This is a genomic window from Streptomyces sp. NPDC031210 (assembly GCF_055570395.1).
Window position 1 is genome coordinate 42,728 of record NZ_JBVIHH010000009.1, and the last position, 24,501, is coordinate 67,228.

At 66.8% G+C, this 24,501-nt stretch carries 21 protein-coding genes and 5 pseudogenes; 14 read left to right on the plus strand and 12 right to left on the minus strand.

Going from position 1 to position 24,501, the window contains the following annotated elements:
- Nucleotides 1-202 precede the first annotated feature (202 nt).
- Nucleotides 203-736, minus strand: a complete 534-nt coding sequence (locus tag ACZ45Z_RS18025) for an EF-hand domain-containing protein (protein ID WP_468363053.1) — start codon at nt 734-736, stop codon at nt 203-205.
- Nucleotides 737-815: 79 nt separating this feature from the next.
- On the opposite strand from ACZ45Z_RS18025, the gene ACZ45Z_RS18030 reads away from it, so the two are divergent.
- From ACZ45Z_RS18030 to ACZ45Z_RS18040, 3 genes are all read left to right on the plus strand, one after another.
- Complete coding sequence (locus tag ACZ45Z_RS18030) at nt 816-968, plus strand: hypothetical protein (protein WP_468363055.1); 153 nt, start codon at nt 816-818, stop codon at nt 966-968.
- A gap of 103 nt (nt 969-1,071) precedes the next feature.
- Nucleotides 1,072-1,326 carry a DUF6193 family natural product biosynthesis protein gene (locus ACZ45Z_RS18035; protein WP_468363057.1) on the plus strand — a complete coding sequence of 85 codons (255 nt, stop codon included), beginning with the start codon at nt 1,072-1,074 and terminating at the stop codon, nt 1,324-1,326.
- Between the two features lie 360 nt (nt 1,327-1,686).
- Complete coding sequence (locus ACZ45Z_RS18040) at nt 1,687-2,097, plus strand: peptidoglycan-binding domain-containing protein (RefSeq protein ID WP_468363059.1); 411 nt, start codon at nt 1,687-1,689, stop codon at nt 2,095-2,097.
- Between the two features lie 195 nt (nt 2,098-2,292).
- Here ACZ45Z_RS18040 and ACZ45Z_RS18045 read toward each other — a convergent pair whose 3' ends face one another.
- Both ACZ45Z_RS18045 and ACZ45Z_RS18050 read right to left on the minus strand, forming a co-directional pair.
- Entirely contained in the window at nt 2,293-2,730 is a 438-nt protein-coding gene (locus ACZ45Z_RS18045) for an integrase core domain-containing protein (RefSeq protein WP_468363061.1), read from the minus strand.
- 163 nt (nt 2,731-2,893) lie between these two features.
- Complete coding sequence (locus ACZ45Z_RS18050; RefSeq protein ID WP_468363063.1) at nt 2,894-3,478, minus strand: GNAT family N-acetyltransferase; 585 nt, start codon at nt 3,476-3,478, stop codon at nt 2,894-2,896.
- 358 nt (nt 3,479-3,836) lie between these two features.
- On the opposite strand from ACZ45Z_RS18050, the gene ACZ45Z_RS18055 reads away from it, so the two are divergent.
- The 3 genes from ACZ45Z_RS18055 (at nt 3,837) to ACZ45Z_RS18065 (ending at nt 5,527) form a co-directional block, all read left to right on the plus strand.
- The gene (locus ACZ45Z_RS18055) at nt 3,837-4,004 is read left to right on the plus strand and encodes a hypothetical protein (RefSeq protein WP_468363065.1); all 168 of its coding nucleotides are present in this window, start codon (nt 3,837-3,839) and stop codon (nt 4,002-4,004) included.
- A gap of 286 nt (nt 4,005-4,290) precedes the next feature.
- Nucleotides 4,291-4,500, plus strand: coding sequence for a hypothetical protein (locus tag ACZ45Z_RS18060; RefSeq protein ID WP_468363067.1), 210 nt, complete (start codon nt 4,291-4,293; stop codon nt 4,498-4,500).
- A gap of 91 nt (nt 4,501-4,591) precedes the next feature.
- A complete protein-coding gene (locus ACZ45Z_RS18065; protein WP_468363069.1) occupies nt 4,592-5,527 on the plus strand; it encodes a LysR family transcriptional regulator in 936 nt (311 codons plus the stop codon).
- A 1,620-nt stretch (nt 5,528-7,147) separates the two neighbouring features.
- Here the strand turns inward: ACZ45Z_RS18065 and ACZ45Z_RS18070 are convergent.
- The 3 genes and pseudogenes from ACZ45Z_RS18070 to ACZ45Z_RS18080 form a co-directional block, all read right to left on the minus strand.
- Nucleotides 7,148-7,769, minus strand: a pseudogene (locus tag ACZ45Z_RS18070) (DUF6000 family protein).
- Nucleotides 7,770-8,128: 359 nt separating this feature from the next.
- Nucleotides 8,129-8,308, minus strand: coding sequence for a hypothetical protein (locus ACZ45Z_RS18075; RefSeq protein WP_468363071.1), 180 nt, complete (start codon nt 8,306-8,308; stop codon nt 8,129-8,131).
- A 78-nt stretch (nt 8,309-8,386) separates the two neighbouring features.
- Entirely contained in the window at nt 8,387-8,692 is a 306-nt protein-coding gene (locus tag ACZ45Z_RS18080) for a DUF6247 family protein (RefSeq protein ID WP_468363073.1), read from the minus strand.
- A gap of 1,192 nt (nt 8,693-9,884) precedes the next feature.
- On the opposite strand from ACZ45Z_RS18080, the gene ACZ45Z_RS18085 reads away from it, so the two are divergent.
- Nucleotides 9,885-10,418, plus strand: a complete 534-nt coding sequence (locus ACZ45Z_RS18085) for a GNAT family N-acetyltransferase (RefSeq protein WP_468363075.1) — start codon at nt 9,885-9,887, stop codon at nt 10,416-10,418.
- 744 nt (nt 10,419-11,162) lie between these two features.
- Here the strand turns inward: ACZ45Z_RS18085 and ACZ45Z_RS18090 are convergent.
- Nucleotides 11,163-11,489 carry a hypothetical protein gene (locus ACZ45Z_RS18090; RefSeq protein WP_468363077.1) on the minus strand — a complete coding sequence of 109 codons (327 nt, stop codon included), beginning with the start codon at nt 11,487-11,489 and terminating at the stop codon, nt 11,163-11,165.
- 592 nt (nt 11,490-12,081) lie between these two features.
- Entirely contained in the window at nt 12,082-12,423 is a 342-nt protein-coding gene (locus ACZ45Z_RS18095; RefSeq protein ID WP_468363079.1) for a Tn3 family transposase, read from the minus strand.
- Nucleotides 12,424-13,101: 678 nt separating this feature from the next.
- Between ACZ45Z_RS18095 and ACZ45Z_RS18100 the strand changes: the two genes are divergently transcribed.
- From ACZ45Z_RS18100 to ACZ45Z_RS18110, 3 genes are all read left to right on the plus strand, one after another.
- Nucleotides 13,102-13,563: a hypothetical protein gene (locus tag ACZ45Z_RS18100; protein WP_468363081.1), complete on the plus strand. Its 462-nt coding sequence runs from the start codon at nt 13,102-13,104 to the stop codon at nt 13,561-13,563.
- A gap of 698 nt (nt 13,564-14,261) precedes the next feature.
- Complete coding sequence (locus tag ACZ45Z_RS18105) at nt 14,262-15,314, plus strand: D-alanine--D-alanine ligase family protein (RefSeq protein WP_468363083.1); 1,053 nt, start codon at nt 14,262-14,264, stop codon at nt 15,312-15,314.
- 788 nt (nt 15,315-16,102) lie between these two features.
- Entirely contained in the window at nt 16,103-17,788 is a 1,686-nt protein-coding gene (locus tag ACZ45Z_RS18110; protein WP_468363085.1) for a membrane-associated oxidoreductase, read from the plus strand.
- A gap of 217 nt (nt 17,789-18,005) precedes the next feature.
- On the opposite strand, the pseudogene ACZ45Z_RS18115 reads toward ACZ45Z_RS18110, so the two are convergent.
- Both ACZ45Z_RS18115 and ACZ45Z_RS18120 read right to left on the minus strand, forming a co-directional pair.
- Nucleotides 18,006-18,274, minus strand: a pseudogene (locus tag ACZ45Z_RS18115) (transposase family protein); the annotation flags it as partial.
- Nucleotides 18,275-18,327: 53 nt separating this feature from the next.
- Nucleotides 18,328-19,281: an AMP-binding protein gene (locus tag ACZ45Z_RS18120; RefSeq protein WP_468363488.1), complete on the minus strand. Its 954-nt coding sequence runs from the start codon at nt 19,279-19,281 to the stop codon at nt 18,328-18,330.
- Nucleotides 19,282-19,787: 506 nt separating this feature from the next.
- On the opposite strand from ACZ45Z_RS18120, the pseudogene ACZ45Z_RS18125 reads away from it, so the two are divergent.
- Nucleotides 19,788-19,882: pseudogene (locus tag ACZ45Z_RS18125) on the plus strand (IS5/IS1182 family transposase); the annotation flags it as partial.
- Between the two features lie 10 nt (nt 19,883-19,892).
- Here ACZ45Z_RS18125 and ACZ45Z_RS18130 read toward each other — a convergent pair.
- Entirely contained in the window at nt 19,893-21,401 is a 1,509-nt protein-coding gene (locus tag ACZ45Z_RS18130) for a DUF4246 domain-containing protein (RefSeq protein WP_468363087.1), read from the minus strand.
- A gap of 337 nt (nt 21,402-21,738) precedes the next feature.
- Here ACZ45Z_RS18130 and ACZ45Z_RS18135 point away from each other — a divergent pair.
- The 3 genes and pseudogenes from ACZ45Z_RS18135 to ACZ45Z_RS18145 all read left to right on the plus strand — a co-directional run.
- Nucleotides 21,739-21,908 (plus strand): annotated as a pseudogene (locus tag ACZ45Z_RS18135) (transposase family protein); the annotation flags it as partial.
- Between the two features lie 102 nt (nt 21,909-22,010).
- Nucleotides 22,011-22,352 carry a DUF4333 domain-containing protein gene (locus tag ACZ45Z_RS18140; RefSeq protein WP_468363089.1) on the plus strand — a complete coding sequence of 114 codons (342 nt, stop codon included), beginning with the start codon at nt 22,011-22,013 and terminating at the stop codon, nt 22,350-22,352.
- Between the two features lie 626 nt (nt 22,353-22,978).
- Nucleotides 22,979-23,830, plus strand: coding sequence for an LLM class flavin-dependent oxidoreductase (locus ACZ45Z_RS18145; protein WP_468363091.1), 852 nt, complete (start codon nt 22,979-22,981; stop codon nt 23,828-23,830).
- An 18-nt stretch (nt 23,831-23,848) separates the two neighbouring features.
- Here ACZ45Z_RS18145 and ACZ45Z_RS18150 read toward each other — a convergent pair.
- A pseudogene (locus ACZ45Z_RS18150) lies at nt 23,849-24,458 on the minus strand (IS5 family transposase).
- Nucleotides 24,459-24,501 lie beyond the last annotated feature (43 nt).

The window sequence follows — 24,501 nt, forward strand, 5'->3', positions numbered from 1 at the left end:
GGCTGCGCCACCCTTTTTTCTTCCCCTCGAGGGATCACCCCCCCCCCCCCCCCCCCCTTCTCCCCCCCCCCCCCCCCCCCCCCCCCCCCCCCCCCCCCACCAAGAGGTCCTGCTCGTCCGGACGACTTCACCAATTCCGCTCCACCGCCGCGACGATCACTTCATGCGCGGGTGCTCAGGCCAGGGGAAAAATGTGGCCGGCTCACGGCGTGGTGGGGGTTCCGTAGGCGGCGGCCATCGCGGAGGTGCCGGCGGTGACGTAGTCGTGGATCCCGGTGAGGTAGGTTTCGCGGTCGACGAATCCGTCCTGGTCGGCGTCGAGGTCGTCGAAGGCCCGGTCGACATCCGAGGCGGTGTTGCCGGAGGCTACCCGCAGGCGGGTGAACTCCTCCCGTGTGAGCCGGCCGTCGCCATCGTGGTCCGCCATGTCGAAGAGGGAGCCGAGGGCGGGACGGCAGGACCGTTCGAACGCATCGTGCCCGGCCCAGTTGCGGTACTCCTCGAACGTGACTCGCCCGTCGTGATCGGCATCCATGTCCGCCCAAACCCCCTCGTGCGCGGCACGAGCCGCGCGGACCACAGGATGGCCGTCCCGGCGTCCCATCGCCGCGGCCGCGCGGTCCACCCTCGCGAGGTACTCCGCCCGGGAGATGACGCCGTCGCCGTCCACGTCCAACATGGCGAAGATCCGCCGCTTGGCCGCGTCGCTGATCGTAACGGTGGATCCTTCGGACATCGGTCCCACTCCTGCCTGCTCCATCGAGGGTCTCGCCGACACCCCGCCGTGCAATCGTGGGCGTGCGGGTGTCGGGCAAATGCCCGCCAAGATCATCACAAGCCGTCGCGGCATCGCCACCATCCGCAACGGACATCACCCGGATGCCTCAATGACGCTGTGTCGCCCGCGCCACCGCCGCACCACCAACCCCGAAATGATCAGTTCATGGACGGGCACATCCCATTGCTGACCCGCCGGGCGTCTGTCCTCGGCCTGCCCGTCACGGCTTCGGGTACGAGTGGAGCGAGTAACTCCCGCTCTTGGTCAGGAAGTTCATCTCGACGCACCCCACCATGATCCGTCAGCAGGCGATCGTTGAGGAAAGGGACGCAAGGCCCGCACAATCGCTGGATGACCGACATCGGCCTTGGGAATGGCCGGTACTACGTCGAGGGAGGAGCCGGAACAGCCCGCGGATCGCCGAGACAGACAGCGCGCAAGCCGCCGTAGCGATGGTCATCGAGCGACTGCCGCCACACTGCGGCCCGGCCTTCGTCGGCAGTGCAGAGGAACTTGCCGCTTACGAGAGGGCACGACACAGCAGGTAGGACCACGCCCGCCAACTCGATAGGACCCGCCGAGAGTGCGAGAACAACAAACCTGCGCGTCGACCGGAACTGTTGAATCACGATGAGCAAGTGTCTCTGGTGTCCAGAGTCCGGGGGCAAGCCCCGTCGCCAGTTCTGACCTCCTCCTTCGTCGGCGAGGTCGACCGACGGCATCGCGTTCACGGCCGAGCCCGTCGACGAGTCCGGTGGCGGTACACCCCGGCGCGGGCCGGCCCATAGGCCGTCGTGGGGACAGTGATGCCGCCGAGCCCGGCACGCTGGGTGGGATGGGTGGTCGAGGCGGGTGCTGTCGCTGGTCTGCGGTTGCCTCATTTTCTCCGCATATGAGCAGGAGTGGTCGTGTCATTTACTCGTTCGGTCGGCCTCAATGGCGACAACCAGCCCGAGGATGTGCGGGATGTCCAGGAGTTCGTCAACGACTTCCGGGCCGACAACGGCCTTCCGCTGATCGCTGTGGACGGTCTGGTGGGTCCGGCCACGATCGGTGCGATCAACGGGTTCCAGGCAACCCAGGGTGGGAACCAAGACGGGCAGATCGTGCTCGCGGAGTCCAGCTCCGGTGGCGTGGCTGGCCAAGGCGACGGCAACACTCTGAAGGAGGCATGCGAGGCCGCCAAGGCGGACTGCAAGGCCAATGCGGGCTGCGCCCAGGGGGACACGCTGAAGACGGAGAAGTGCTTCTGCTGGCGGGGTGGCACCCAGGTGTTCACCTGCCAGGTCAAATGCAGTTGCCAGTCACCGGCGGCCTGACCGCCGGCGCGGGAGCGGGACGCAGGGCTCGGCATCACCGGCTCGTCACAGCGAGACCGTGTCCAGGAGCACGACGCTGACCTGTGTCCCCGTTCCGGGCCCTCGGAGGCCATGACTGCTTCCTCGACGGCCAGGAGCCGCCGGGCCTACACGAGTGAGCTGCCCCGAGTTTCGTAGCGACCGGTTTGCGCGTCTTCAGGCAGCGTTCGGGGTCGCCGGAGAACGGTGGTACGTGGCCTCGAATTCCTCGGGTGGGAGGTAGTCGAGGGCGGAGTGCAACCGTCCGGCGTTGTACCAGCCGACCCACTGGACGACGGCGCGTTCGACCTGGTCAGCGTCTCGCTGGGAGCCTTGGTGGTCGATCAGTTCGGCCTTGCAGGCCCCATTGAGGGCTTCGGCCATGGCGTTGTCGTAGCTGTCGGCGACGGACCCGACTGACACGGTCGCGCCTGCCTCCAGTAGCCGCTCGCGGTAGCGGATCGACACGTACTGCGAATCTCGGTCGCTGTGATGGATCAGTCCTGAGCCCGCCTTGACGCCCCGCCGCCACAGGGCCCTCTCCAGGGCGTCCAGCGGGAGATCGGTGCGCATGGGGGTGGCGAGCTGCCATCTGACGATCATCTGCGAGTACACGTCCGACGAATGCGAAGACCCAGCCCGACCAAGTGAGGATGTAGGTGAGGTCGGTGACCCAGAGCTGGTTCGGCCGGCTCGCCGCAAAGCGGCAGTTGGCCAGGTATGGCGGGCGCGGGGCGCTCCGCCCTCAACCTGGACGCGGCCTTTGCCAGAGACGGACTTAACGCCGCTCTTCGCGGGCTGGAATCGGCACGGCCGCCGGCCGCCACTCTCGCCTGATCAACCCGAACACCCACGAGTCGGATACCTCGCCGTTCACGACGCAGTCCTCCCGCAACGTCCCTTCACGCATGAATCCGATCTTCTCCAGGACCCGGGCAGATGCCACGTTGCGCGTATCGGTCTCGGCCTGAACTCGATTCAGGTCCAGTGTGTCGAATGCCCACTGCAGCAAGGCGTGCGCGCCCTCCGTCGCGTAGCCGTGTCCCCACATCGCTTCGTCGAGGACGTAGCCCAACGACGCGCTGCGGTAGTCCGGGTTCCATCCGGTCAGACCGCACCAGCCGACGAAGGCCCCGTCAGAAGCGCGGTCGATGGCCACCCGGGCCCCGGTGCCTTCGTCCGCCATCTTCCGGCACATGTTGATGAAGCGTTCGGCGCGGGCCCGTTCGTTCCACGGCGGGGAGTCCCAGTAGCGCATCACGTAGGTGCTGCTGTGCAGGGCGAAGAGCAGGTCCGCGTCGGCGTCGGTGAAGGGGCGCAGTCGCAGGCGAGCGGTGTGCAGTACGGGGGTGGCCAAAGTCATGCGCACCATCTTGCGTCCTCATGGGGCGGGCAGAACACCAAATATCTGATCCCGGTCCGACCCCCACGACCAAGGCACCGCCTACCAGCAGATCGTAGATGCCTTCAACCAACATCCCGACCAAACATGCAGAGTCCGCGAACGCCACGACTACTCGGCCTGCCCACCAACGGCCCAGACATGAACGCCACACGCAGCCGCCTCCGACGCCAAGGCTTCTCACCCAACCGCACAAGGCCACTACTGGAAACGGGCTTAACGACCTCTGATAGGTCAGTTAGGTCAGTTAGGTCAGTTAGGTCAGTGAACGAACCAGACTGGCGAACGGCTGCGTCAGGCGAGCGGTACAAGTGTGGGTGTGAACGATGTGGTGTTCCCCAAGTGCGGTGCGCTGGCCGGCATCAGCGACGGGCGTCGCCGCCGAGGACACCGGGGCGAGCGCGCCGAGGCACTGGCGCAGTGGCAGCAGTGGCAGCGGTGCATCCTCCGACACGCGGTGGAACACGGCGGCAGCCGTTCCCGGTGAGCACCTTGTGTGGTGCGGTGAATGTCAGCCCTTCCTCGTCGGCGGCTTGATCAGGTAGAGCCGGCGGGCGAAGACCCGGTCCGGGAAGTGCTCCGGGACGTGCTCGATGCGGTCGAGCTTGGAACAGCGTGAACCGGTCAGGGAGCAGCGTGGGGAATTTCTCCACCCTGTACGACATGATCGTCACCTGTAGTGGTGTCTCCATCAGGCGTAGCGTCACCGGGTCGCGAGCAGCGTCACGCATACGAGCGGCCACCTTGATCCGTGTCTCGTCATCGTCGGTGAGGTGCCTGTCGGTGATCTCCTGAGCGAAGGCCGCTGCCTCGACCGCAGGGAGCCTCTGAAGCTGCACGGTGTCGAAGCGTTCCGCGGGGAAGCGTTCGTCGTAGCCGGTGGGGCGGGTGGTGACCACGATGAGGAGATCGGCGTCGAAGTCCTCGGCACTGGTAAGGAGGTCGTCGATCTTGCTGTAGATGAGACGGCGAGCGTCAACTGAGGAACCATCAAAGTAGCCTCCAAGCGCCCGGGGATCACACAACCGCAGAGCCGCCGACCACAACCTGCGGTTGTGCCCATAGGGTTTCGGCATGGACCTCGACACCGTCCGCACCTTCCTCGCCGCCGCCGACGCGGGGCAGTTCCAGGAAGCCGCCACCGAGCTGGCCATCACCCAGCAGGCTGTCTCCAAGCACATCGCCGCGCTGGAGCGCGACCTCGGCGTGCGACTGTTCACCCGCACCCCGCGCGGCGCCGAGCTCACCATCGACGGGCAGGCGTTCCTGCCTCACGCGCGCGAGCTCCTGCGCGCCGCCGAGCGCGCGGTCGCCTCTGTACGCACCGACAGCCGTCCGCTGCGCGTCGACGTACTCGCCTCGCGCAGCGCGCAATCGGGCCTGATGCGCGCCTTCCACCGCGCCCACCCCGAGATCGACCTCGACGTGATGATGCTGCTCGACATCGAGACAGCCATCACCGCCATCCGCTCCGGCACTATCGACGCGTCCTTCCGCGCCGTCGCCGCGCCCGGCCGGCCCCTTCCCCACGACATCGCATCCGCCCGGGTGCTCGACGAGCCCCTCCAGCTCCTCACCGGCCCCGCCCACGCACTGGCGCGCGCCCGGTCGGTGACCGTCCATCAGCTCACCGGGCACCGGATCTGGATGCCCGGCATCGTCCCCGGCACCGAGTGGGCCGCCTACTACGACGACCTCGTCGCCCAGTTCGGCCTCACGATCGAGGCGACCGGCCCCAACTTCGGCTCCGACGCGCTCCTCGACACCGTCGCCGACACCCCCGCCCTGGCCACCTTCATGGGCGAGCAGACCCGCCTCGTGTGGCCCGCCGGCCACGGCCTGCGCCGCATCCCGGTGACCGACCCGACGCCCGTCTACCCGCACTCACTCCTCTGGCGCCGCGACAACCCCCACCCAGCACTGGCCACCCTCCGCGCCCACCTCGCCGCAACAGGGGCCGGCCACGACGCCGCCGGGACCTGGACACCGCGCTGGGTGATGCCGCGCTGAACACCGCCGCCCGCGCCGACGGAGGCCAGGTCTAAGGGATGCACACCTCCGCCTGCTGCGGAGCGAACGCATCCATGGGATGCCAGCCCCGGGCAGGTTTAGCTCACTTCCGGCCTGCGTGAGAGAGGGCGGTCCTCTTCAGTGACCATGAGCCTGACCGACTCACGGTCGGTGGCGCCTTCCAGGGCGCGTATTGAGTCGTGATCAATTTGTGGGGCTCCCCCTCGCGGCGGGGTTTAGGGGGTAGATCTGCTGGCGTGACGCGCGGGCACCTGACGGGGATGCGGTGGGGGTTCATCAGGCCGTACCTGCCGATCGGAGTAATTGGCATACCTGTGGATCAGCCGACGTGGCACAGGTGACAGGGACAGGCGGTCGCTGAGGTCGGCACCGAGTACCTGTGGTGTCGCGACCCTGCCGGCGCCCCTCGCGCGGACACCGGCGAGTTGGTCCCTTGGCCTTTGCCCCTGTCGAACAGAGCCTCTGATGCCTTGATCCGGGTCGCAGGTCACGCCTGCACCGTCGCCACCTCCGCGTTGACGGGGATGCGGTCCAGCGAACTGATGGAGCTGACGGTCGGCTGCCGCCGCACGGACGAGTCCGACTGGCCTCGCCCAGCACCGGCTGGTCAGAAAGGCCGTCAAAGGGCGTCTATGGGCGGCGAGGTCGACGACTGGGTCGTCATCGAGGAAGTCGTACGTGTCATGGCTCTGGCCGAGCAGCTCACGGACCCTGGGCCTGGACAGCCGTTGTTCGGCACGTTCAACGGCTTCGAGTCCAACGGGGCCATAACCTGGCTGCGGCAGTGGGTCGCCTCGCCCGCCGGGCGCCGCACGGGCCTGGAGCCGATCCCCGACGACCCGGTGCACCCCCGTCGTCTGCGACGGACGCTATCTGTCGAGATGGCTGCCCGCCCTGGTGGACTACTCGCCACCACGGTCCACTTCAAGCATCTCCAGGTGGCCACCAGCGAGGGATACGCAGGCCGGCCAGGCGGCGCCCAGGTCGTCTTCCACCACGAGTGGAAGAAAGAGGAGGCGAAGGAAAGGGTCAAGCGAACCGTCGAGGCATACCGGCAGTTCGAACAGGGGCATCTGCCCCGCCGGACTGGGAGCCGACTCCCTGCTGGCCACATTCCGCGCCGTCGAAAGCGAGCTGGCAGACCATTATCCGGGCCCGGCAAAGGTGGTCACCGACCGGCAGATCGAGCTGCTTTTGAAGATGAAGGCAGCGGTGCTGCACCTGTCCTCGGCGAACTACTGCTGGTTCGAGGACCGGCGAAGGCGCTGTGTCTCAAGCTCGCCAGCACCCAGTCGCAGCCCGACCCGCGCGAGGCCCGCATCGCACGACTGCGTGACCTCAACCAGAGGCCCACCGGCAAACTCGCCCGCACCCACAGGGAACTCACCCAGCTCAAGGAGCGCCACCAGCGACTCCTGTCGGCCCTGGCCGCCAAGGACGACGAAGTCCAGAGGCTTCGCCGTCAGCTCAGCACGTCCGCTGCGGTCCCGGATCAAAGGCAGGGGGACAACGCCAAGGGTGTCGTCCCCCTGCCCCGCCGCTGGTGTCACACCAGCGTGAACAGCAGGCGGAGAACAGCAGCGCAGTCTGATGAAGAGCTCAGTGCCTGGTTTCCCATGCGGCAAAGAGTTCAGTGCGCTCGCTGGCGAAGGAACAGAGCTGGTCCACGACCTGCCGGTACTCCTGAGGATCCTGCACCATGTTCGACGTGGCATCGGTCCACTGCTGCCACAGGCCACCGGCGGCAAGGTATCGGGATGCTCTCTCGGTCCCAAGGACGGCATCAAGGTGAAGCAGTGTGCTGAGAGCAAAGGTCCGATCATGGACGAGGTCGGGTTGAGGCAAGTAGCGATCAAGGTATCCGCAGACCAGATCGGCGTCCGCGCTGGTGCCGAAGGTGGCAAGAGTGATGCAGTAGGCCCCGCCGTAGGGGCCTGCGCTGGCCAGCAGGAGTTCGCCGATGCGGCTGCGGAACTCGGTCCTGCCGGCTAGCGACCAGCCAGGAGGCAGTCCTACGCTCTCGCCAACCACCTTCGAAAAGGATGCTGAGCTCAGCGGGAGTGATCTCCCTGGCAGCCTGGACCAGCTCCCTCACGAACAGGTCGCGCTCAGGCCCACTCAACCGCAGCGAGCTTCCACCCAGCCGCAGGTACCGCCGGCCGGGCGTGACGAATCGTCGGACCAGCTCCATGAGCTCGGGGTCGGTGTTGGCATAGCGCATGGCTGCATCTTTGCCCGGCGAGGACCCATCTGCCAGCGGTTTACCCACAACCTCGAATAGTGTCGATGGAGGTCATCAGCGGCCACCCACAAGAGCGAATCGTGAGGCCAGACCGTGACGCCGCACAATCGCGAGACCAGTGGTCTGCAGCGGGAAGGCGCCGCCCCCGGTCGCGAGCTGCGGGACCGAGACACCCGACATGATGGACACGATCTTTGCCGCGTTGACCCAGTTATCCCACAACCTCGCAACCTCACAGGCCAGTGCGTCTACCTGGGGAAAGAGGCTGTGAACCGCACAGAAACGCCCCTGTCCCTCGGCATTGCAACTTCCGGTGGACAGGGGCGTTATCGCGGTGGCTACCCGAGCCGGACGATGTCGATGACGTACAGGCGTCCGGCCTGGCGGTTGATGAAGTAGACGGCGGTCAGTTGTCCGACCGAGGCCGGGCGTACACCCTCGCCTTCGGGGTGGCGGTTGTTGAACGGCGGAAAGCTCCAGGGGTCGCGTGGGGCGATATCCAGGACGTCGCGGAGCACCTCGCGAGCGTGGTCGGGCAGAGCGTTGATTACGGCCAGGGCCTGTGGTGACAGCCGCCGCCTGCCAGGCGCCGTCGCTCACGGGCGTGCCCCGAGTACGCCCTCCAGGGCGATGCCGTCGGAGTCGTCGCATCCGCCGGCAAGGAACGCATCCACGGCCGGGACGGCGGCGAGGCGGGCCTGCCAGGTCCGCACGACGTCATGCAGCGGGGTGAGGCTGTAGCTGTGACGGGAGTCGTCCAGCGCCTTGACCCAGTCCTGTTCGAAGGCCGACACCCATTGCTGGGCGCGCCGGTCGCTGCGGATGCGGGCGAGTAGTTGCGCGGCCTCAGTCGGCGCGGGAGCGGCTGAGGGTGCGGGCGGGTACTCGGGCTGGGCGCTCATGGGCTCCTCCAGGCGGGTCTCGTCGCCACGACGCGCCGCCGGCGCGGCGGGTGGGTCGTAACGGTGGTTGAGGCTAAAGGCGTTGGAAGCGCGGTTTCTGATGACTGTGTCCGCCGGTGCGGATGTGGTGGCAGAGGGGTTCGCCGGTTGTGAAGGCGGCGGGGGTGTGACGGGTTACGGCGGGGAAGAACTGCTGGGCGGCCGATGACTGCTGCCGATGACTGCTGGGGCGTGGTCCAGTGGAAGTCCTGCGCCCGCGCCCCGCGCAGGACGCGTAGGGCCATGCTTGTGCCCAGGCCCTGGCCCTGCCAGTGATCCGGGAGGGAGATCTTGCCGATGTGGCCTCGGCGGCAGGAGTCGCAGACGTTCCACATCAGTAAAGCCGGGTCCCATCCGGAGCGGTCGCACACGCGCAGGGTCCGCACGCCGGGCGGTTGGGTGGACGGGTAGTAGAGCGGAAGCTTGTCGCGGAACGGGGGTAGTCGCAGTATGCGCACCCATTCCCCGTCGGTTAATCCCGGGGGCACGGCATTTCCTCTGCGTCAGAACCAAACGTCGAAGTAGTCGATGTCCGTGAAATCGGCTTCAAGATTGCCGGCGCGGCGTCCGCCGTCCTTTAAACAGATTTCTTGGAGTCCTTCGGCGACGATGTCGCGCCGAGGGCGACAATGCGTGTCGGCAGGCAGATCCCGCTCAGGTTGCGACCCGCGCCGCCAGAGTGGTGGTCACCTGACGCACGGGGAGTCAACCCCCGCCGCCGGACGCGACTCCGGGACCGGGGTCCGTGTGGACGGCGGCTTGGGCCGTCTCACTGGCGTGGTTCACCTATGCCCCACCGGGCCAGGCTACTGACCCCCTGTGCGCTTACACCACACGCAGTCCAGGGCGCCCTCAGGGCTGCCGGTGGGTAGGGCAGCGGCGGACTCGTCATGGTTGCTGGCTGGGGGCGGTTCTGCTGTTTGTGATGTTTCCCGACTGCCCTTCAGGAGCTGCACCCCGGCAAAACAGATGCCGCAGACTGCACGGCGACGTAATGTGTGACACCGACTAGTGTCTATTACCTGGCCGTTGGAACGGCCAGCTTCGGGAGGGCTCGATGGTTGGGGACATAGTGAGGACTTGGGTGGCGGGCTGGGCCGTGTCCCGGCGGACGCCCCCGCCTGTCGAGAAGCCCTGGGGGTTCTATATCAAAGTGGCCGGCAACGCCGACGAAGTGGGACGCCACGTCCTGCCCGAGGCCGAGGAGTCGTTGGTCCGCAGCGCCGCGGCCTCGGTGTCCGTGCCGCGGACTTGGATGAAGATGCCCGCAGAGCCGGAGGAGATCGAGTCCTGGCTGCCCCAGGGGTGGGCCTGGGAGGAGAGCGGCCATCTGATGGCCGTTGACCTGATGGCCACGACCCCGGTCGCGCCTGAGGGATACACCACGACCGTGGAGACCATTGGAGCCGTCACCGTCACTCGGGTGCTGGATGCGGCGGGCGAGCAGGCGGCCCAGGGGCAGATGGCATCCCTCGGGGAAGCCGTGGTCGTGGACCGGGTGGTGACCGAGGAGGCCCATCGGCGGCGCAGGCTGGGCAACTTCGTGATGCGTACGCTTGCCGACCGCGCCCTGGAGACGGGCGCCGTCCTCGGCGTTCTCGGCGCGACCGACGCCGGGCGCGCGCTGTACGAGACGCTGGGCTGGAAGAAGCACGCGACGCTGGCGGAGTGTGTCTACCGGCCCTGAAGCAGGAGCATTGGCCGTGCGCGGGGGGGGCCGAATCCCCAGAGCGCCAACAGCCCCGGACTGTCGCCGCTCTGGCCTTCACACAACTGCGGTCAGGGCCATCTTGTCCCCACCCGGTGCTCATGGCGTGGGATGCCGCGCTCAGCCTCGACGTCTGGGCTCTCTCTCCCCCCCCGCGGCGGGCGGGGGCAGGCTGTGGCTTGCCACTGATCCACTTCGGCCGATCGGTTCGCCCGCCATGCTTGTCCGCGCTGCCTGTCCGATAGCCCTGAGCGCCGCCGAACGCGTGTGGTTGAAAAAGATGGCCTACGGCCACAAGACCGGGCACCGGCTGCGAGTGCTTAAGCAGGTCGTCCTTTACACCGCGTGCGGACGCTCCAACGCGCGCGTCGCCCGGGAGAGCGGGGCTGCACCTGGTACCGCTTGACCCGCTCCGGCGTACGACGCCGGAGCGGCGGACAGCGACACGACCCGGGCGCGCGGCAGCCGGAGCCCGCCCCCGCCTCCGCCTCCGAGTTCGGTCACTGGTTCGATCGCCATGCCCACCCCGCCTCCCCGGCTCTGCCGCAGTAAATGCGTACACCTCGCCCCCGGCGGCCGGAATCGTCTACCGGGGCGAGGTGATCACCGTAGGGGCTCCGCCGCAGTAAATCCGGTATTTACCACGGCAGTTGTCCAGTGCTATCGAACTCTGCGCGCGTACCCTCACCATAGGCCGACGCGCTGGATCTCATGCGTTGACTTCTAATCCTGCGAGGCCTTCATGACTTGATCGACAAGGATCTTCGCGATCGGTTGGACGTCACTGGGCTGCTTAAGTTTCTGTCCCACAACGCTGACCACCACCCTGTCGACCCGCATCGTCGCGCGAGTCACGTAGCCATCCGACTCGTTCTCGGACCACGCCTCAGTGTCCTGTGCGCCAACGTTGATCTGTACCGACTGCGGTGACTCGTCGCTTCGTCCCGGGCTTGCCAGACTCCCCATGACGGCCCTCGCGGCCTCGATGGAGTCGAAGGACAAGACGACCACCTGCGCCGTGTACTCAAAGTCCCCTTCCGCCCGGTTCACGGTTCCTTGGCCGTACGAGTCGGACCCCATGACAACCTGACCGGCGGATTTACAACTCGCGGCCATAGACAGGCATTTCGTGAAGGCAGCCTTTCCCTCGAGCACCTGAGGATCTGCCTCACCTCGCCACCCGGCGGGGAGACTCTCGCGGTCGGGCATCGCGCTACGCATCTGCGCTGGCGTGAGCTCAACTGGAGATCCATTCCCATCGTTCCCCGCACAGGCAGCCAGGCTGATCACGCAAGCCACCACAAGAGTCAGATCTCGAAACGATGCACGCACAGCAACCTCCCCTACCCCTAGGTGCTTTGACGTGACTAGTGAATCTCACCGACTGCTCAGGCGCCACACGCGCGGCAGCGAGTAGCAGCCACATCTGTTGAAGCCCTCAGCGGACGAGGAGAGGACAGCCACGGTGGAGGAGGCGGAGCACCGGCTACACCCGGGAGGATCGCGGTCGCGAGCAGTATCCAGAACTCGATCAGTCCTGTCGCACCCGTGTACCTCCGCCCTGACCGAGACGTAGCCACCATCAGGCGGCCATCCGTAGTCGCCCCACCGCCTCGTTCTCGGACGGCTCCATGTCCAGGTGTCAGGTGCTGAAGCGGCGGGTCTTGCTCGTGATGTACGGGTGACGGCGGCCAGGTCGACCGGGGTCCACCTCCCACCCCTCGTCAATGAGGTCGTTGGCGACCCTCGTGATGTCCACCGCGGTATGAAGAATGAGGCAGTTCGCCAGCAACTCGTTGAACTTGATGATCTTCTCGTGTCGGTCCGGATCGTTGTCCTGGAGCACGTCGGAGGCGAACATCAGCCAGTTGCTGAACGTGTGGAACGCCTCGACCTTGACGGGTGTGCGGATGCCCTTGAGATCACCGACGGGGAACTGGCGGGTGGGGTTGCGGAAGACCATGCGCTCTTGGCGCAGGGCCATGAACAGGCTGCGCAGGCTGATGACGGTCTGTCGGCGGGCGTGCCCGGTGAGGCTCCTGACGGCCGCTGCGGCGTGATCGCCTGTGATCTCCCGCAGCGTCCCGATTCCAGCGTTCGTCCAGTGGGCTTCCCCGGCCCCTGGGCGCGCGACGCAAGGCTCTTCGCGAAGTACCGGGTATCGACGTGCCGCACCCGCCACCCCATGCCCGTCCGTCCTGATACACCCTGCCGCTGCGCTACGACCCAGCCCAGTTCGCCGGCCTGCCCGTCGAACGGTTCATCGAAGCCGTCCACGCCGGGAGCGCCAGCGAGATCGACCTGCCCGGCTCCACACGCGCACTCGGCGAGCACCACCTGTTTCGAACCCCCGGAGCCGTCCTACAGGGAGTTGCTTGCCGCGATCAGGCACAAGCAATCCCTGGCCAACGCCCCTCAAGGTCCGCACGATGCGTCAGCTACGGAGGACTACTGCACCGCGCCTTCCCCGAGACCCGCTGGCGCAGGCCGCTCTCATGACGTCGGGCACGGAGCTCGCCGATCTCCGGCAGGGGCTGTGTCCTCTTGGGCTACGAAGGCAGGCGCAGACGTTACCGGGCCTGGATCACTCGTTCTTTCTATCTTTCTATGCAAGCACGTACGATTCCTCGCATAACAAGATGAATGAAAAATACTGCCCAACTTGACGACTTCCCGTTGGGCGGTCCTCGCGGCCGGCTACGCGCTCATTGCTACCGTTCTGCCCTCCGCCGCGGCCCAGGCGGAACCCACGACGGGCAAATACCGGATCAGGATCACCGACGCCCGGATCGTGGACATCCAAGGCAAGATCGACTACGACGCTTGCGCCGAGGTCTTCGGCTCACTGGTGGTCCTTGCGGGACCGAAGGACGAATTCAAATGGCCCTGGGGGTACTTCACCGCCCCCGAGAAGACGCCGGTGGAGGTGTGCGAACCGAACCGCCCCCTCAACGAGGGAGTCCAGGAAGGACACCTGCGGCCCAAACCACTCCGCTTGGAACAAGCGCCAGCCCCTCACACTCAACAACAGCGCCAACCCAAAGCACAAGGGATGGCTGATCACCGCCAACCTCTGGGACCACGACCCGGTCAGCAACAACGACGCGATCTGCAACCACGGTAAGAGCCAGTGGATCGAACCGCGCGAGACAGCCCACGTCTGGAGCTGCACCAACGGCGACACCGAATTCAATGTCAGCTACGAGGTCGACCGCATCGGCTAGCCCTTCCATCGCCGCCTCGCAGGACACCGACCAGGACCTGCAGCGCCTCGGAGACATTGGCCCTGTCTTCGGGGCTCGGCCGGCCGCTCCGCCAGCGATTCGGAAGAGCCCCGCCCGCAACCGGGACTCTTCCGCCTTGTTTCCAGTAGTTGCGGCCGGCCCCTGCGATGGGCCCCCAAGCCCGCAAGCCACTCATGCTCCTCGCTGCACCTGAGATCTCCGGGGACCGACATACCCAGGTCCATCCAGTCGTCGACTCAACCGACCGTCGCCCCCACCGCAGGACGATCACCTGGGATACCTTCCCGCACAACGGCCATCCACCGTCACGCGGCACACCTCTCAAGGGGGCCGGGCCGCAGCCCGAGTGGCGTTGAGGAAGCATTCCGGCCACGGAGTCGTTCAGGCCTCGCCCAGCGGCTTCTGCGACAGCCGGACGGCATCTCGGTTCACACAGGAAGTCCTCCCCGGAGCGCTGCGTGCCACACGGCGCACCGGTGGGCGCCGGTTCATGTCCGTGTCGGTTGTCCCGGCCATGACGCGCCACCATTGGCAGGAATGCCAGGGATGGAACAGCACGGCGCTTCATCCTCGATACATGAAGATCATTGTGCTGTGCGGCGGGGAGAGTCTGGAGCGGAACACCTCGCTGGAATCCGGGCTGGCAGTGGCCGAAGCGCTGGTGGACGTCGGGCACGAGGTGCAGATCGTCGATCCGGCCGCAGTGGAACCCGCACTGGCGGGACCTGCCCGGAACGAAAGCGCACTGCCGCGCACGGCTGAAGATCTTAAAGGTCCGGAGCTCGACGAGGGCAAGAGACGCTATGTGATGCTCAACGCCCTGACGACCGGTCCGGTGTTGCCGTTGCTCCGGGGCGCTGATCTGGTATTTCCGGCTCTGCACGGCGGATGGGGCGGCGACGGGCACGTCCAGGCGCTGCTGGAGATGGCGCAGATCCCCTTCACCGGTGCGGCCAGTGCGCAGTGCAGCGTGGCATGGGACAAGTACCGCACCTTGGCACTCCTGCGGGAGGCGGGCGTCACCGTCACTGACAGCGTCTTCCTTCCGGCCCGGTCCCATGAGGCGGTCTCCGAACCACTGTCGCGGATGCTGGCCCGGGGACCCGTGGTGGTCAAGTCCAACACGGGCACCTCCCATCTTGAGCTGTGTGTGGCCCAAGACGCCGACGGAATCGCTCACGCCTCCTCACTCGCCCCCGCAGGTGAAGCGTTGATCACCACACCATTCCTTCCGGGGCGGGAGTTCACCGTGAGCGTGGTCGGGGGCCGCGTTCTGCCGGTCGTCGAGATCGAGTTCACGGGAGCACTCTTCGACTACGACACGAAGTCCCACCCGGAAACCGCACGCTGTCACTGCCCCGCAGATATCCCGCAAGGGCTTGATTCCCACCTGCGTGAGCAGGCACTGCTCGCGCATAAGGCACTGGGGCTGGGAGCAAGGGACTACTCACGCATCGACTTCCGCTGCGACGCCCGCGGCGTACCCCACTGCCTTGAGGTCAACGCCTGCCCCGGCTTGCGGCCCCTCAGCGGTCTGGGCGCCGCGGCCGCAGGGGCAGACTGGTCCTATCAGGACCTCATCAGCCAGATCGTCGCCCTTCGCGCGCCAGCGGACCCGATCCCGCGCTGACTTTCAACACCCGATCCGCGCTGACTTTCAAAAATGGTCAAACGCTCCGATGAAGAGTGCTGATGAAGAGTGCCGCGGATCGGCCATGCTCCGGCCAGCGATGTCGCGTGCAGCGCCGGACCTGAGGACCCGGCAGAGAGCCGGGCCGATGCCAGCCAGGCCCCGTCCCATCCGGTCCTGCCCGCACCGCCGCCACCGGGGACGACACCGCAGCCCCTGGCCGCCGGGACCGCGTACCCCAGAAGCAGAGCGATTCCACGGGCCGGCACCAGCACCAGCACCAGCACCACCCCAACGGGTGTCACACGTTGTCATGGGAGGCGCGCAGGTCTCCGGCAACGCCGGTATCGGGCCGGTCCTCGTCGTGACCAGGGCGCAGTCGGATGGGCTGTACGAAACGGTCCACACATCTGGCACGGTTCTACGCACCAAGCTCTTTGCCCACGCGTGCTGTTGAGACCCTGTGTCATGTTCACTCGTCCGCCACCCGTCAGAGAGCCAGCCCGGTGCACCGTAGCGGTCAGTCAGCGAGTGGTCGGCCCACGATCTCACCAGAACGGCTCGCCGAGGTCGGCCAGGGGCGGCCCTCGTCGATCTGCCCATTCGCGTAGCGAAGGCTCAGCGAGACCTCGCCCAACACCCACGCCCCCGAGAAGCAAGAACGGGAAGCGGAGCTCCCAACTGACGTGGCTTTCGCGGAATCGTGCTGATGGACGGGACAGCCCCGTTGATCGTGGTGAACCGTAGACCCGTTGACAAAGATCGGCCCGCGTGGCCACAGTCGCGCCATGGAGATCGACGAGCTGACACCGGCCGAGCTGCGGGTCTGGCAGGCGTTTCCGCGCGGGACCGAGGTCAACTTCCGTACGGCCCCCAACGAGGAAGCCACCGCCGGACATACCTGGGGACCCGAACGCACCCTGCGTGCCGAGGTGTTGCGCACTCTGCTGCTCAACGGACCTCGCACGGCGGGCGAGATCGCCGTCCTCAAGGTGGCAGGCGCCCGCATCACGGGCCGGCTCGACCTCCAGTACGCGGCCGTCGACTGCCCAGTCCACCTGTGGGCCTGCTACTTCGAGGAAGAAGTCGACCTGTACGGCGCCCAGTTACGCCGACTCAGCCTCGGCGTCTCCGTCCTGCCGTCGCTGCACGCCACGGCGCTCAGACTCGACGACTCACTGCGCTTGACGCTGTGCCGGGTGCGCGGCCCCGTACGCCTGGCCGGGGCGCGGATCACCGGGGCGCTGTTCCTGGACCGTGCCCGCATCGGCGAACCGGCTCAGGGGGCCGACGCGACCTCCACGCCGCTGCCCGACGACGCCTCCGTCCCGCCCATCCCACCTGTCCCGAACCGGCGTCGCGAGGACGTCCTGCAGCTCAACGGCGCCGTGATCGAGGACCACCTCTCGGCACGCGGCCTGACCGTGCACGGCACGCTCCGTCTGCACGGCGCGAGTATCGCGGGCGCCCTCGACCTCGACGAGGCGCAGCTCGACTGCCCCGCGGGCGTGGCCCTGCGCGGCACTGGCCTGGCGGTTGGCTCCGACCTCAATGCCCGATACCTCACGGCGAACGGCGAACTCTGTCTCAAGGGAGCGACGATCGCGGGCACGCTTGACCTCAGCGACTCGCGGCTCGACAACCCCACCGACACCACCCTGCACGCCTCGACGCTCAGCGTCGGCACGGACCTGCACGCGATGCGGCTCGTCTCGAACGGCCGGATCAACCTGCGCGGTGCCCGCATACCAGGTCAGCTCAATTTCGCCTACGCAACGCTCTCCCACCCGGGTGGTGTCGCTCTGCAAGCCAGCAGCCTGGTCGCCGGTGAACTCTGGTTCCGCGCGGCCCGGCCCATCCAGGGCATGGTCTCACTGCGCCGCTCCCAGCTTGATCTGCTCCACATCTCCCCGGAGACCTGGCCCGACGAGGCGCGGCTCGACGGCCTGACCTATACCACACTCGCCCCGCACGAACTGGCCGAACGCAGGCTGGCGCTGCTGCGGCGGGACAGAGACGGCCACGTCCCGTTCTCGTACGAACAACTCACCGCCGCCTACCGCCGCATCGGCGACGACGGCTCGGCCCGCACGGTCCAACTCGCCAAGCAGCGCCGGCACCGCGCAACCCTGTCGCCCTACGCCCGCCTGTGGGGCTACGTCCAGGACGCCACGGTCGGCTACGGCTTCCGCCCCGTCCGCGCGGCCTCCTGGCTGTTCTCACTCCTGCTGATCGGTACGCTCGCCTATACGGCCGAGCGCCCCCGCGCCCTGAAACCGGACGAGGCCCCGCCCTTCAACGCGTTCTTCTACGCACTCGACCTTCTGCTGCCGATCATCGACTTCGGCCAGGAAAAGGCCTATACGCCGACCGGCACGGCACTCCAGTCGCTGGCCTACGCCCTGATCATCACAGGCTGGGTCCTCGCGACGGCGATCGCTGCGGGCGTCACCCGCACGATCAGCCGTCAATGACGAGGAACGGGCCGCGACTTACGCCGCGGCCAGCAGCCGATCGACCTTGGGCCTGGTTTGGGCTCCGGCGCGAGCTTCACCAGGCTGTGCTGCGGTGGCACGGCCCGCCGCCGGGAAGTAACTCTCGCCAGTAGATGTGGAACTAACGAAGCGGGCAACCCTCTGCCAGCTCGGCTATACAGGCCGAAAGCGGCTGTGGGAGGTGCAGTGAGCCTTTTCAGCGTTGCCTCTCCAGGGCGAGGAAAGCCTCGGCGATGACGGTCATGCGGTTGGGGCTGATGCGGGCTCTGCGGGAGATCTGCCAGGACTTCAGTCGTGCCATGCCACGTTCAACGGGGGCTCGGGCCTGGGCCAGTGCGCGGTCGGCGGTGCGCTGCGGGGGGGTGAGTTCGCCGCCGAGTGGGTGTTTGAGTCCGGTGGTGACCGGGGGGCCGGCTCCTGGTAGGCGCGGCCGGCCAGGATGGGGACGCCTTGTCGCTCGCAGAGCGTCCAGGCCATCGGGGTGAAACAGCAGCCACTTGCAGGCGGCGGCCGGCGCCTCAGGTGTCTTTGAGTTCGCGGCGCAGGACCTTGCCGACGTTGCTCTTGGGCAGGGCGTCGCGGAACTCGATGTAGCGAGGTCGCTTGTATCCGGTGAGCCGGCTCTTGAGGTGCTCGCGGAGTTCCCCCTCGGTCAGGCTCGCGTCGCGGGCGACGACGAGTTTGGGGACCTCGCCCGATTTCGCGTGGAGGACGCCGACGGCGCCCGCTTCGGCGACCTTGGGATGGCTGGTCGCCGCTTCCTCGATCTCGTTGGGGTAGACGTTGAACCCGGAGACGGTGATCAGCTCTTTCTTCCGGTCGACGATCGGCAGGAAGCCGTCGTCGTCGCTGACGGCGATGTCCCCGGTCACCAGCCATCCGTCGGACGTGAGCACTTCCGCAGTCTTCAGGGGCCTGTTCCAATAGCCGCGCATCACCTGGGGGCTTTTGACGGCAAGCTCGCCCGGCTGGCCCGCAGGGACCGGCTGACCGTCGGCGTCGAGGATGCGCACATCGGTGGAAGGCAGAGGGACCCCGATGCTGCCGACCCTGGGTTCGAGGTGTACGGGGTTGAGGCTGACAACGGGCGAGGCTTCAGTCAGCCCGTAGCTCTCGGTGATGGGCAGGCCGGTGACCTCGTGCCAGCGGCCGGCGACTGCGGCATGCACCGCCGCGCCGGCGGCGACCGCGATCTTGAGGTTGGAGAAGTCGAGGCCAGCGAAGGAGTAGCGGGCGTGCTCGGTCAGGGCCAGCAGACCGTTGCCGCCGGCCACCCCGAACTCGACCACCGTGACACCCCGATGCCCCAGGCGGGCGGCGAGCTCGGTGGCCCGGCGCACCCCGTAGGCATAGTGTGCTCGCTCCACCAAACCGAACCGGTACGCCGTATCGGAGCTGACCCCCGGCAGGCGCCTGAGCAGCCGGTTTCGAGCCGCTTGCCGGGTACCGGACTTCGACCACTCCCACACCACATCGGCCAAGCCCCCAGTCGGCCTGCGACCGAAGGGAAGGCCCTTCTGAGCAGTCATCGGTAACCCCTTGCGCACCACAACACCCCTCTGAACAACAAACAAACGGTTCGTCGCAGGCTCCCCACCCACACCCCCGACCCAATCCGGCAAGTTCCGGCCAGCAAGCATCAGGCTGTCGTCGCCCCCTTCTGCGACCTCCGCTGCTTCAGAGCTTGCTAGCGGCCAGCGCCCCCGCCAGGCAGTCACCCACGATGACGGAAGCTTGCCAACTAGCCCGTGACACCCCTCCAACTACAAGGCGTGACGCCCACTGACCAGGACAGTCCGATGCAATCGCTTGCCAACTAGGCCGCGTCGTCACACCGCGGTTGGGGAATCTCGGTCGGTGCCGAACCGGCGGCGGTGGTTCCCGGGGCGACAGGCCGGCGATCGGCGCGCCAGGACTCTCCGGAAGCCCCCGTGGGCAAGGATGGGCCTACGACCGAACCTCTGGCTCCTGCACGCGATGGCGCCGTCTTCCCCGACAACCTTGTCGATCACCCGCCGCATCGGCACCATCGTCCAGGCCGTCCACACCCTCCTGACCTGCGCGCATTCAGGAGGGAAGAGGTTCAGTGCTCGCAGAGGGAGAATTCTCGTTCGTAGAGCTGCTCGTTGTGTTCGGCGACGAAGAACTTGCGTTCCTGCATGAGCTGTTCGCGGTAGTTCTTGGCCTGTTCAAGCGTCATGGTCGAGGTGTCGGACCATGGTTGTTGCGGTGGCACATCGGATGTCGAGACGATCTTTTCCGACGGGTCGACCAGGAAGAACGCGAGAATTTTGCGATATCCCGGGCGGGTGGAGTCTGTGAGGCGGAATGAGCCGACGCGGTGTTGCAGGATGTTCGGGAACGCCAGGCAGCGGCCCGCTGGGGTCGATGTCGATCCCAGCATCTGGTTCAGTGCGTCTTCGTCCTCCAGGCCGTAGACCTCACGCAGGCCGTTGTCGTCGTTCTGTTCGTAGTGCGGGTCGTCGAGTGCCGCCCGGAAGCTCAGCCGGCTCTCGGTGATGTTCTCGCTGTCCCAGTAGTAAATGCCGGTGGAAACAATCCGCTCGTTCATCATCCCCTCGACATGCCAGGAACCGCCGGGGTACTCGGGCTTGTCCGGGGTGAGATGAATGGTGGCGAGTTTGACGATGACCTGGAGACGGCGGCCGCGCAGGTCGACTCGGGCGGATTCACCGGGCAACTCGGGCGGGATGAAGGCCGGGGCGTCCGGAATGGCCGGACGGCGGTTTTCCCACCAGTCGTCCTGGGCCTCTTCCCATGCATGGAGGGCTTCTGCGTAGGCCCCATCATCACTGTACGAGCTTTTGTCCGGATACTCCGGCTCCGAGTCGTACCACCCGTAAGGATCGGCCTCGATCCGCAGGGGCCGGGGATGGCGCAGATCGGTGAGCACGTTCTCCAGCAGCGGGCGCAAGCGCGCGAACAAATCTGGCAGGACGGAGGCCAGTTCGCGATGATTCTCGGGGTGGACGTTATTGACGTACGAACGGAAGGCGACATCGCCGTCGTCACTGACGTCGACGTCCGTGGGCAGCCACTGGAATTTCTCCGAGAATTCGTACCTCGAGTAACGGTCCGTCGGGTTCTGCCAAGCCCGCTCGGGCGCACCGCTCACCTCTCTCACCAGGCAGAACAGTGAGGGATGAACCAGATCCAGTACCTGGCCGTCGGATCCAGGATGCCAGTCCTGTTCTGCTTCGGGGACCTCTTCCAGAACCCGAACCGCCTCGCGCAGCCGGGATCTGAGCTTGTCGTCGACCAGTGTGTCCGACTGCCATATCCCGTCGACGGCGGACACCTCGATGCCGGTTCGTCCGTCCCGCAGCGCGGCGTAATGCAGGAGTTCGGCAAGCACGTAACGAACCTGCGCTTCGGTGAGGCCCTGGGCGACCGCTTCTTGCGTCCACCTGGCGACGATGTCGGCATCATTCATCTTGTCGAACCACCCCGGCTTCGCCCGAATGTGTGCGCTGCACTGCATCATCTGAAGTTCCCGCAGCGTACGGGGTGTCGCGAAAGATATGGAACGGGAAGCATGAAAGGGCAGCGGGAAAGCAGACAGGCCAGTCAATTCTCTTGGTCCTCACAGTCGGTGTTGCGGTGGCGGGAAGGATACTTCAGCAGACTGACACCGCAGCCGTGGTCCCTGTCATCGCTGCTCCGGGAGCCAGGGCTTCGCCGTAGGAAGGCGAGGGTTGCAGACGTTGGTGCGTAGGCCGGCCGTGATGTTCTTTGCTCTGGCCGTGCGGAGCGCCCCGATGGCGGGTCTTCCAGGTTGAGCGGGTCTGGCTGGAGTCGACCTGTCACGCCGTCAGGGCCAGTGAGCAAGGGCCTGGCCTGCTTGAAGCAGCTCAACTTCCGCGGTGCCGAACGGAGTTCGCGTCCTTGAGCGTAGATGACCAGGAGACATGCCCGACGAGCTCGTACGGGACGCCGAGCATGTTTCCTGGTGGCTGTACACGCACCGTCTGACACGTAGCACCGCTGACGCAAACTCGGTTGCTTCGAGCAGACACCGCTCACTCTCGTCCACCTGCGCAAGAACGAGACGTTCTCGCAGCTCGGAGCCGGTTTCGGGACGCGCTCATGCCCAGAGAAGCCCGTGATCCTGCCCAGAGCGGAACGGCCAGTATGCTTCCGGGACCCCCTCTCGCCATGATCACGTCATATTGGAGTCACCATGCCCATAACTCGGTTGTCCGCAGCAGCCTCGGCCCTGGCCGCCAGCGCGCTGCTCGTCGGCTGCTCGGCCTCGATCCAGGCGGAAGAGGCCGAGCCGAAGCTTTCTGCGGACAAGCTGGCCACCACGGTCGCCGAAAAGCTCGCCGCCGCAACGGGCCAGCAAAAGCCCCACATCACATGCCCCGAGGACCTCGTCGGCAAGGTCGGCACCGCCACACGCTGCAAGCTGTTGGCCGACGACGGCAGCACTTTGGGTGTGTCGGTCACGGTGACCTCGGTCGATGGATCCGAGATCAACTTCAAGGTCAAGGCCGACGCCACGGCTTCCCCGGCGCGGTAACGCGAACTGACTGCTGATCAGGTCGTGCGTGCTGGTGCGGGTGCACCCCTCCTTGGTCAGAACGCGGCCGGAGGCCGGGTTGGTGGGGGTGCATGGCCTCCAGGTGGTTCAGGCCGGCCCTCCACCTGGCTCGCCCGCGCCGCCCAGCACGCCGGGCAGCACCGCCACCGGCGGCCTGCCCGCGTTCCTGCACCAGGCCGCCCGGCAGGTCGAACTCCGAATCGGCCGCACCCCGGCGCCGCTGGCCGCGACGCGGCGAACGGCCGAACTGGCCCTGCCAGATGCGGGAGTATCCCTGCACACAGGACAGTCCAAGGCGGGGATGCGCCCTTAGGAAGTGGAATCTCGTGCTTGATTTTCCATGTCCCCGCAACGCAGACCTGAGCCGTGGCTAAGGCGTGTCCGACGGATGGCGTGGGCGCAAGGCCTGTCATGTGGCCGCCGGTCGGTATCTGCCTGTGGTGGAAGGACGTTGCTCAGGCTCGGCCGGCCGCGGTACGGTCGCCGCACTCTAAAGATCATGCTCTCTGGAGACGTAGCCGCAGAACGGGAGCAAGCCCGCGCACAGCAGCGCGGAGCCACGGAGGGGCGGCACGTGATTCGTCATGCCCTCCGGAGGTTTTCCCATGAAAATCGGTCTCGGTCTCCCCATCGATGATCCCGCCCTGCTGCTGACCTGGGCCCAGCGCGCCGATGTCGGCCCCTTCAGTACGCTCGGCCTGCTCGACCGGCTCGTCTTCGACAATCCTGAGCCACTCATCACCCTTGCGGCGCTCGCCGGCGCCACATCGCGCATCCGCCTTCAAACCGAGGTCCTGATCGCGCCCGTCCACAACACAGCGATGCTCGCCAAGCAGACCGCGACCCTCGACTGCCTGTCCGCCGGCCGATTCACGCTCGGCATCGGCATCGGCGGTCGCGAAGACGACTGCATGGCCGCGGGCATCGACATCCGACGCCGGGGGCGCCGCCTCGATGAGCAGATGCCCCTACTGCGCCGGGCCTGGCGCGGCGAGCCGTATGGCGAAGGCGTCGGACCCATCGGCCCCTCACCCACGACGCCCGGTGGCCCGGAGGTGCTGTTTGGCGGCTTCGCCCCAGCGGCGATCGAGCGTGTCGGCCGGTTCGGCGACGGCTTCCTCGGCGCGGCGCTGGCGCCGCAGTTCATGGCCGGACTGTTCCGCGACGTGGAGGCGGTCTGGGAGAAGCACGACCGCTCCGGCCGGCCGCGCTTGGTGGCTCAGGCCAACGTCGCCCTCGGCCCAGAGAGCACCGTCGAGCAAGCCCGACGCAGTATCCATGACTACTACGGATTCAGCGGCCGTGCCGACCACGTCGCCGATGGTCTTCTCACCACGCCAGAGACGATCCGTAAGGCGGTCGATGACTTCATCGGCATCGGCGCCGATGAAGTCATGCTCTATTGCTGGTCACCGGACATCGATCAGATCGGCCGCCTTGCCGACACCCTGTTCTAGAGACCGTCCGTCACCTCCTCACCGAAGCCAGAGCCGGATCGCGGCGAGGGCGACCGTGCCATGGAAGACGTACGCCCTCTTGTCGTATCTGCCTGCTACGGCCCGGAAGCCCTCGAGGGCGTTGACGGTTCGCTCGATTTCGTTCCTGCGGGCATAGCGGGCCCCGTCGAAGCCGGTGGGCCAGCCGCCGCGTCTCCCGCGACGTTGGCGGTTGGCTCACCGGTCCCGGCGCTCGGGGATCGTGTGCCGCATCTGCCGTCGTCGCATGTGACGGCAGATGCGGCCTGGTATCCGCGCCGGGTGGTGGCGTGCCCCAGCGGCATGCTGATGGGCACGGCAAGGCGTGGAATCGACGCTGACCATCGATCAGTCATCCGGCCCTGCGCATCAGCGTCGGCCTGAACAGCCCGCGGGAACCTGTCCCACGTGCCATCGGCTGACCACCTCCGATGCCGGTCATGACAGTCTTCCCCTGTCCGAATCGCCTCGGCAGGTCCCGCCACGGGATTCCGGTCCGCTGCCGGAACAGGATTCCGTTGATCATCCTGCGGTGGTACGTCCATCGCCCGCCCCGTCCCGTGTTCTTCGGCAGGTGCGGCTCCAGCCGGGCCCACTCCCGACCTGACAGATCGCCTCACCCCACGCCTCCGGAACGACACCAGCACGGGCAC

Excerpts from the sequence above, each read along its gene's own strand:
- ACZ45Z_RS18025 (WP_468363053.1), bottom strand. The coding sequence starts at position 736 with ATGTCCGAAGGATCCACCGTTACGATCAGCGACGCGGCCAAGCGGCGG.
- ACZ45Z_RS18030 (WP_468363055.1), top strand. The coding sequence starts at position 816 with ATGCCCGCCAAGATCATCACAAGCCGTCGCGGCATCGCCACCATCCGC.
- ACZ45Z_RS18035 (WP_468363057.1), top strand. The coding sequence starts at position 1,072 with ATGATCCGTCAGCAGGCGATCGTTGAGGAAAGGGACGCAAGGCCCGCA.
- ACZ45Z_RS18050 (WP_468363063.1), bottom strand. The coding sequence starts at position 3,478 with ATGACTTTGGCCACCCCCGTACTGCACACCGCTCGCCTGCGACTGCGC.
- ACZ45Z_RS18065 (WP_468363069.1), top strand. The coding sequence starts at position 4,592 with ATGGACCTCGACACCGTCCGCACCTTCCTCGCCGCCGCCGACGCGGGG.
- ACZ45Z_RS18080 (WP_468363073.1), bottom strand. The coding sequence starts at position 8,692 with ATGAGCGCCCAGCCCGAGTACCCGCCCGCACCCTCAGCCGCTCCCGCG.
- ACZ45Z_RS18095 (WP_468363079.1), bottom strand. The coding sequence starts at position 12,423 with ATGGCCCTGCGCCAAGAGCGCATGGTCTTCCGCAACCCCACCCGCCAG.
- ACZ45Z_RS18105 (WP_468363083.1), top strand. The coding sequence starts at position 14,262 with ATGAAGATCATTGTGCTGTGCGGCGGGGAGAGTCTGGAGCGGAACACC.
- ACZ45Z_RS18110 (WP_468363085.1), top strand. The coding sequence starts at position 16,103 with ATGGAGATCGACGAGCTGACACCGGCCGAGCTGCGGGTCTGGCAGGCG.
- ACZ45Z_RS18140 (WP_468363089.1), top strand. The coding sequence starts at position 22,011 with ATGCCCATAACTCGGTTGTCCGCAGCAGCCTCGGCCCTGGCCGCCAGC.
- ACZ45Z_RS18145 (WP_468363091.1), top strand. The coding sequence starts at position 22,979 with ATGAAAATCGGTCTCGGTCTCCCCATCGATGATCCCGCCCTGCTGCTG.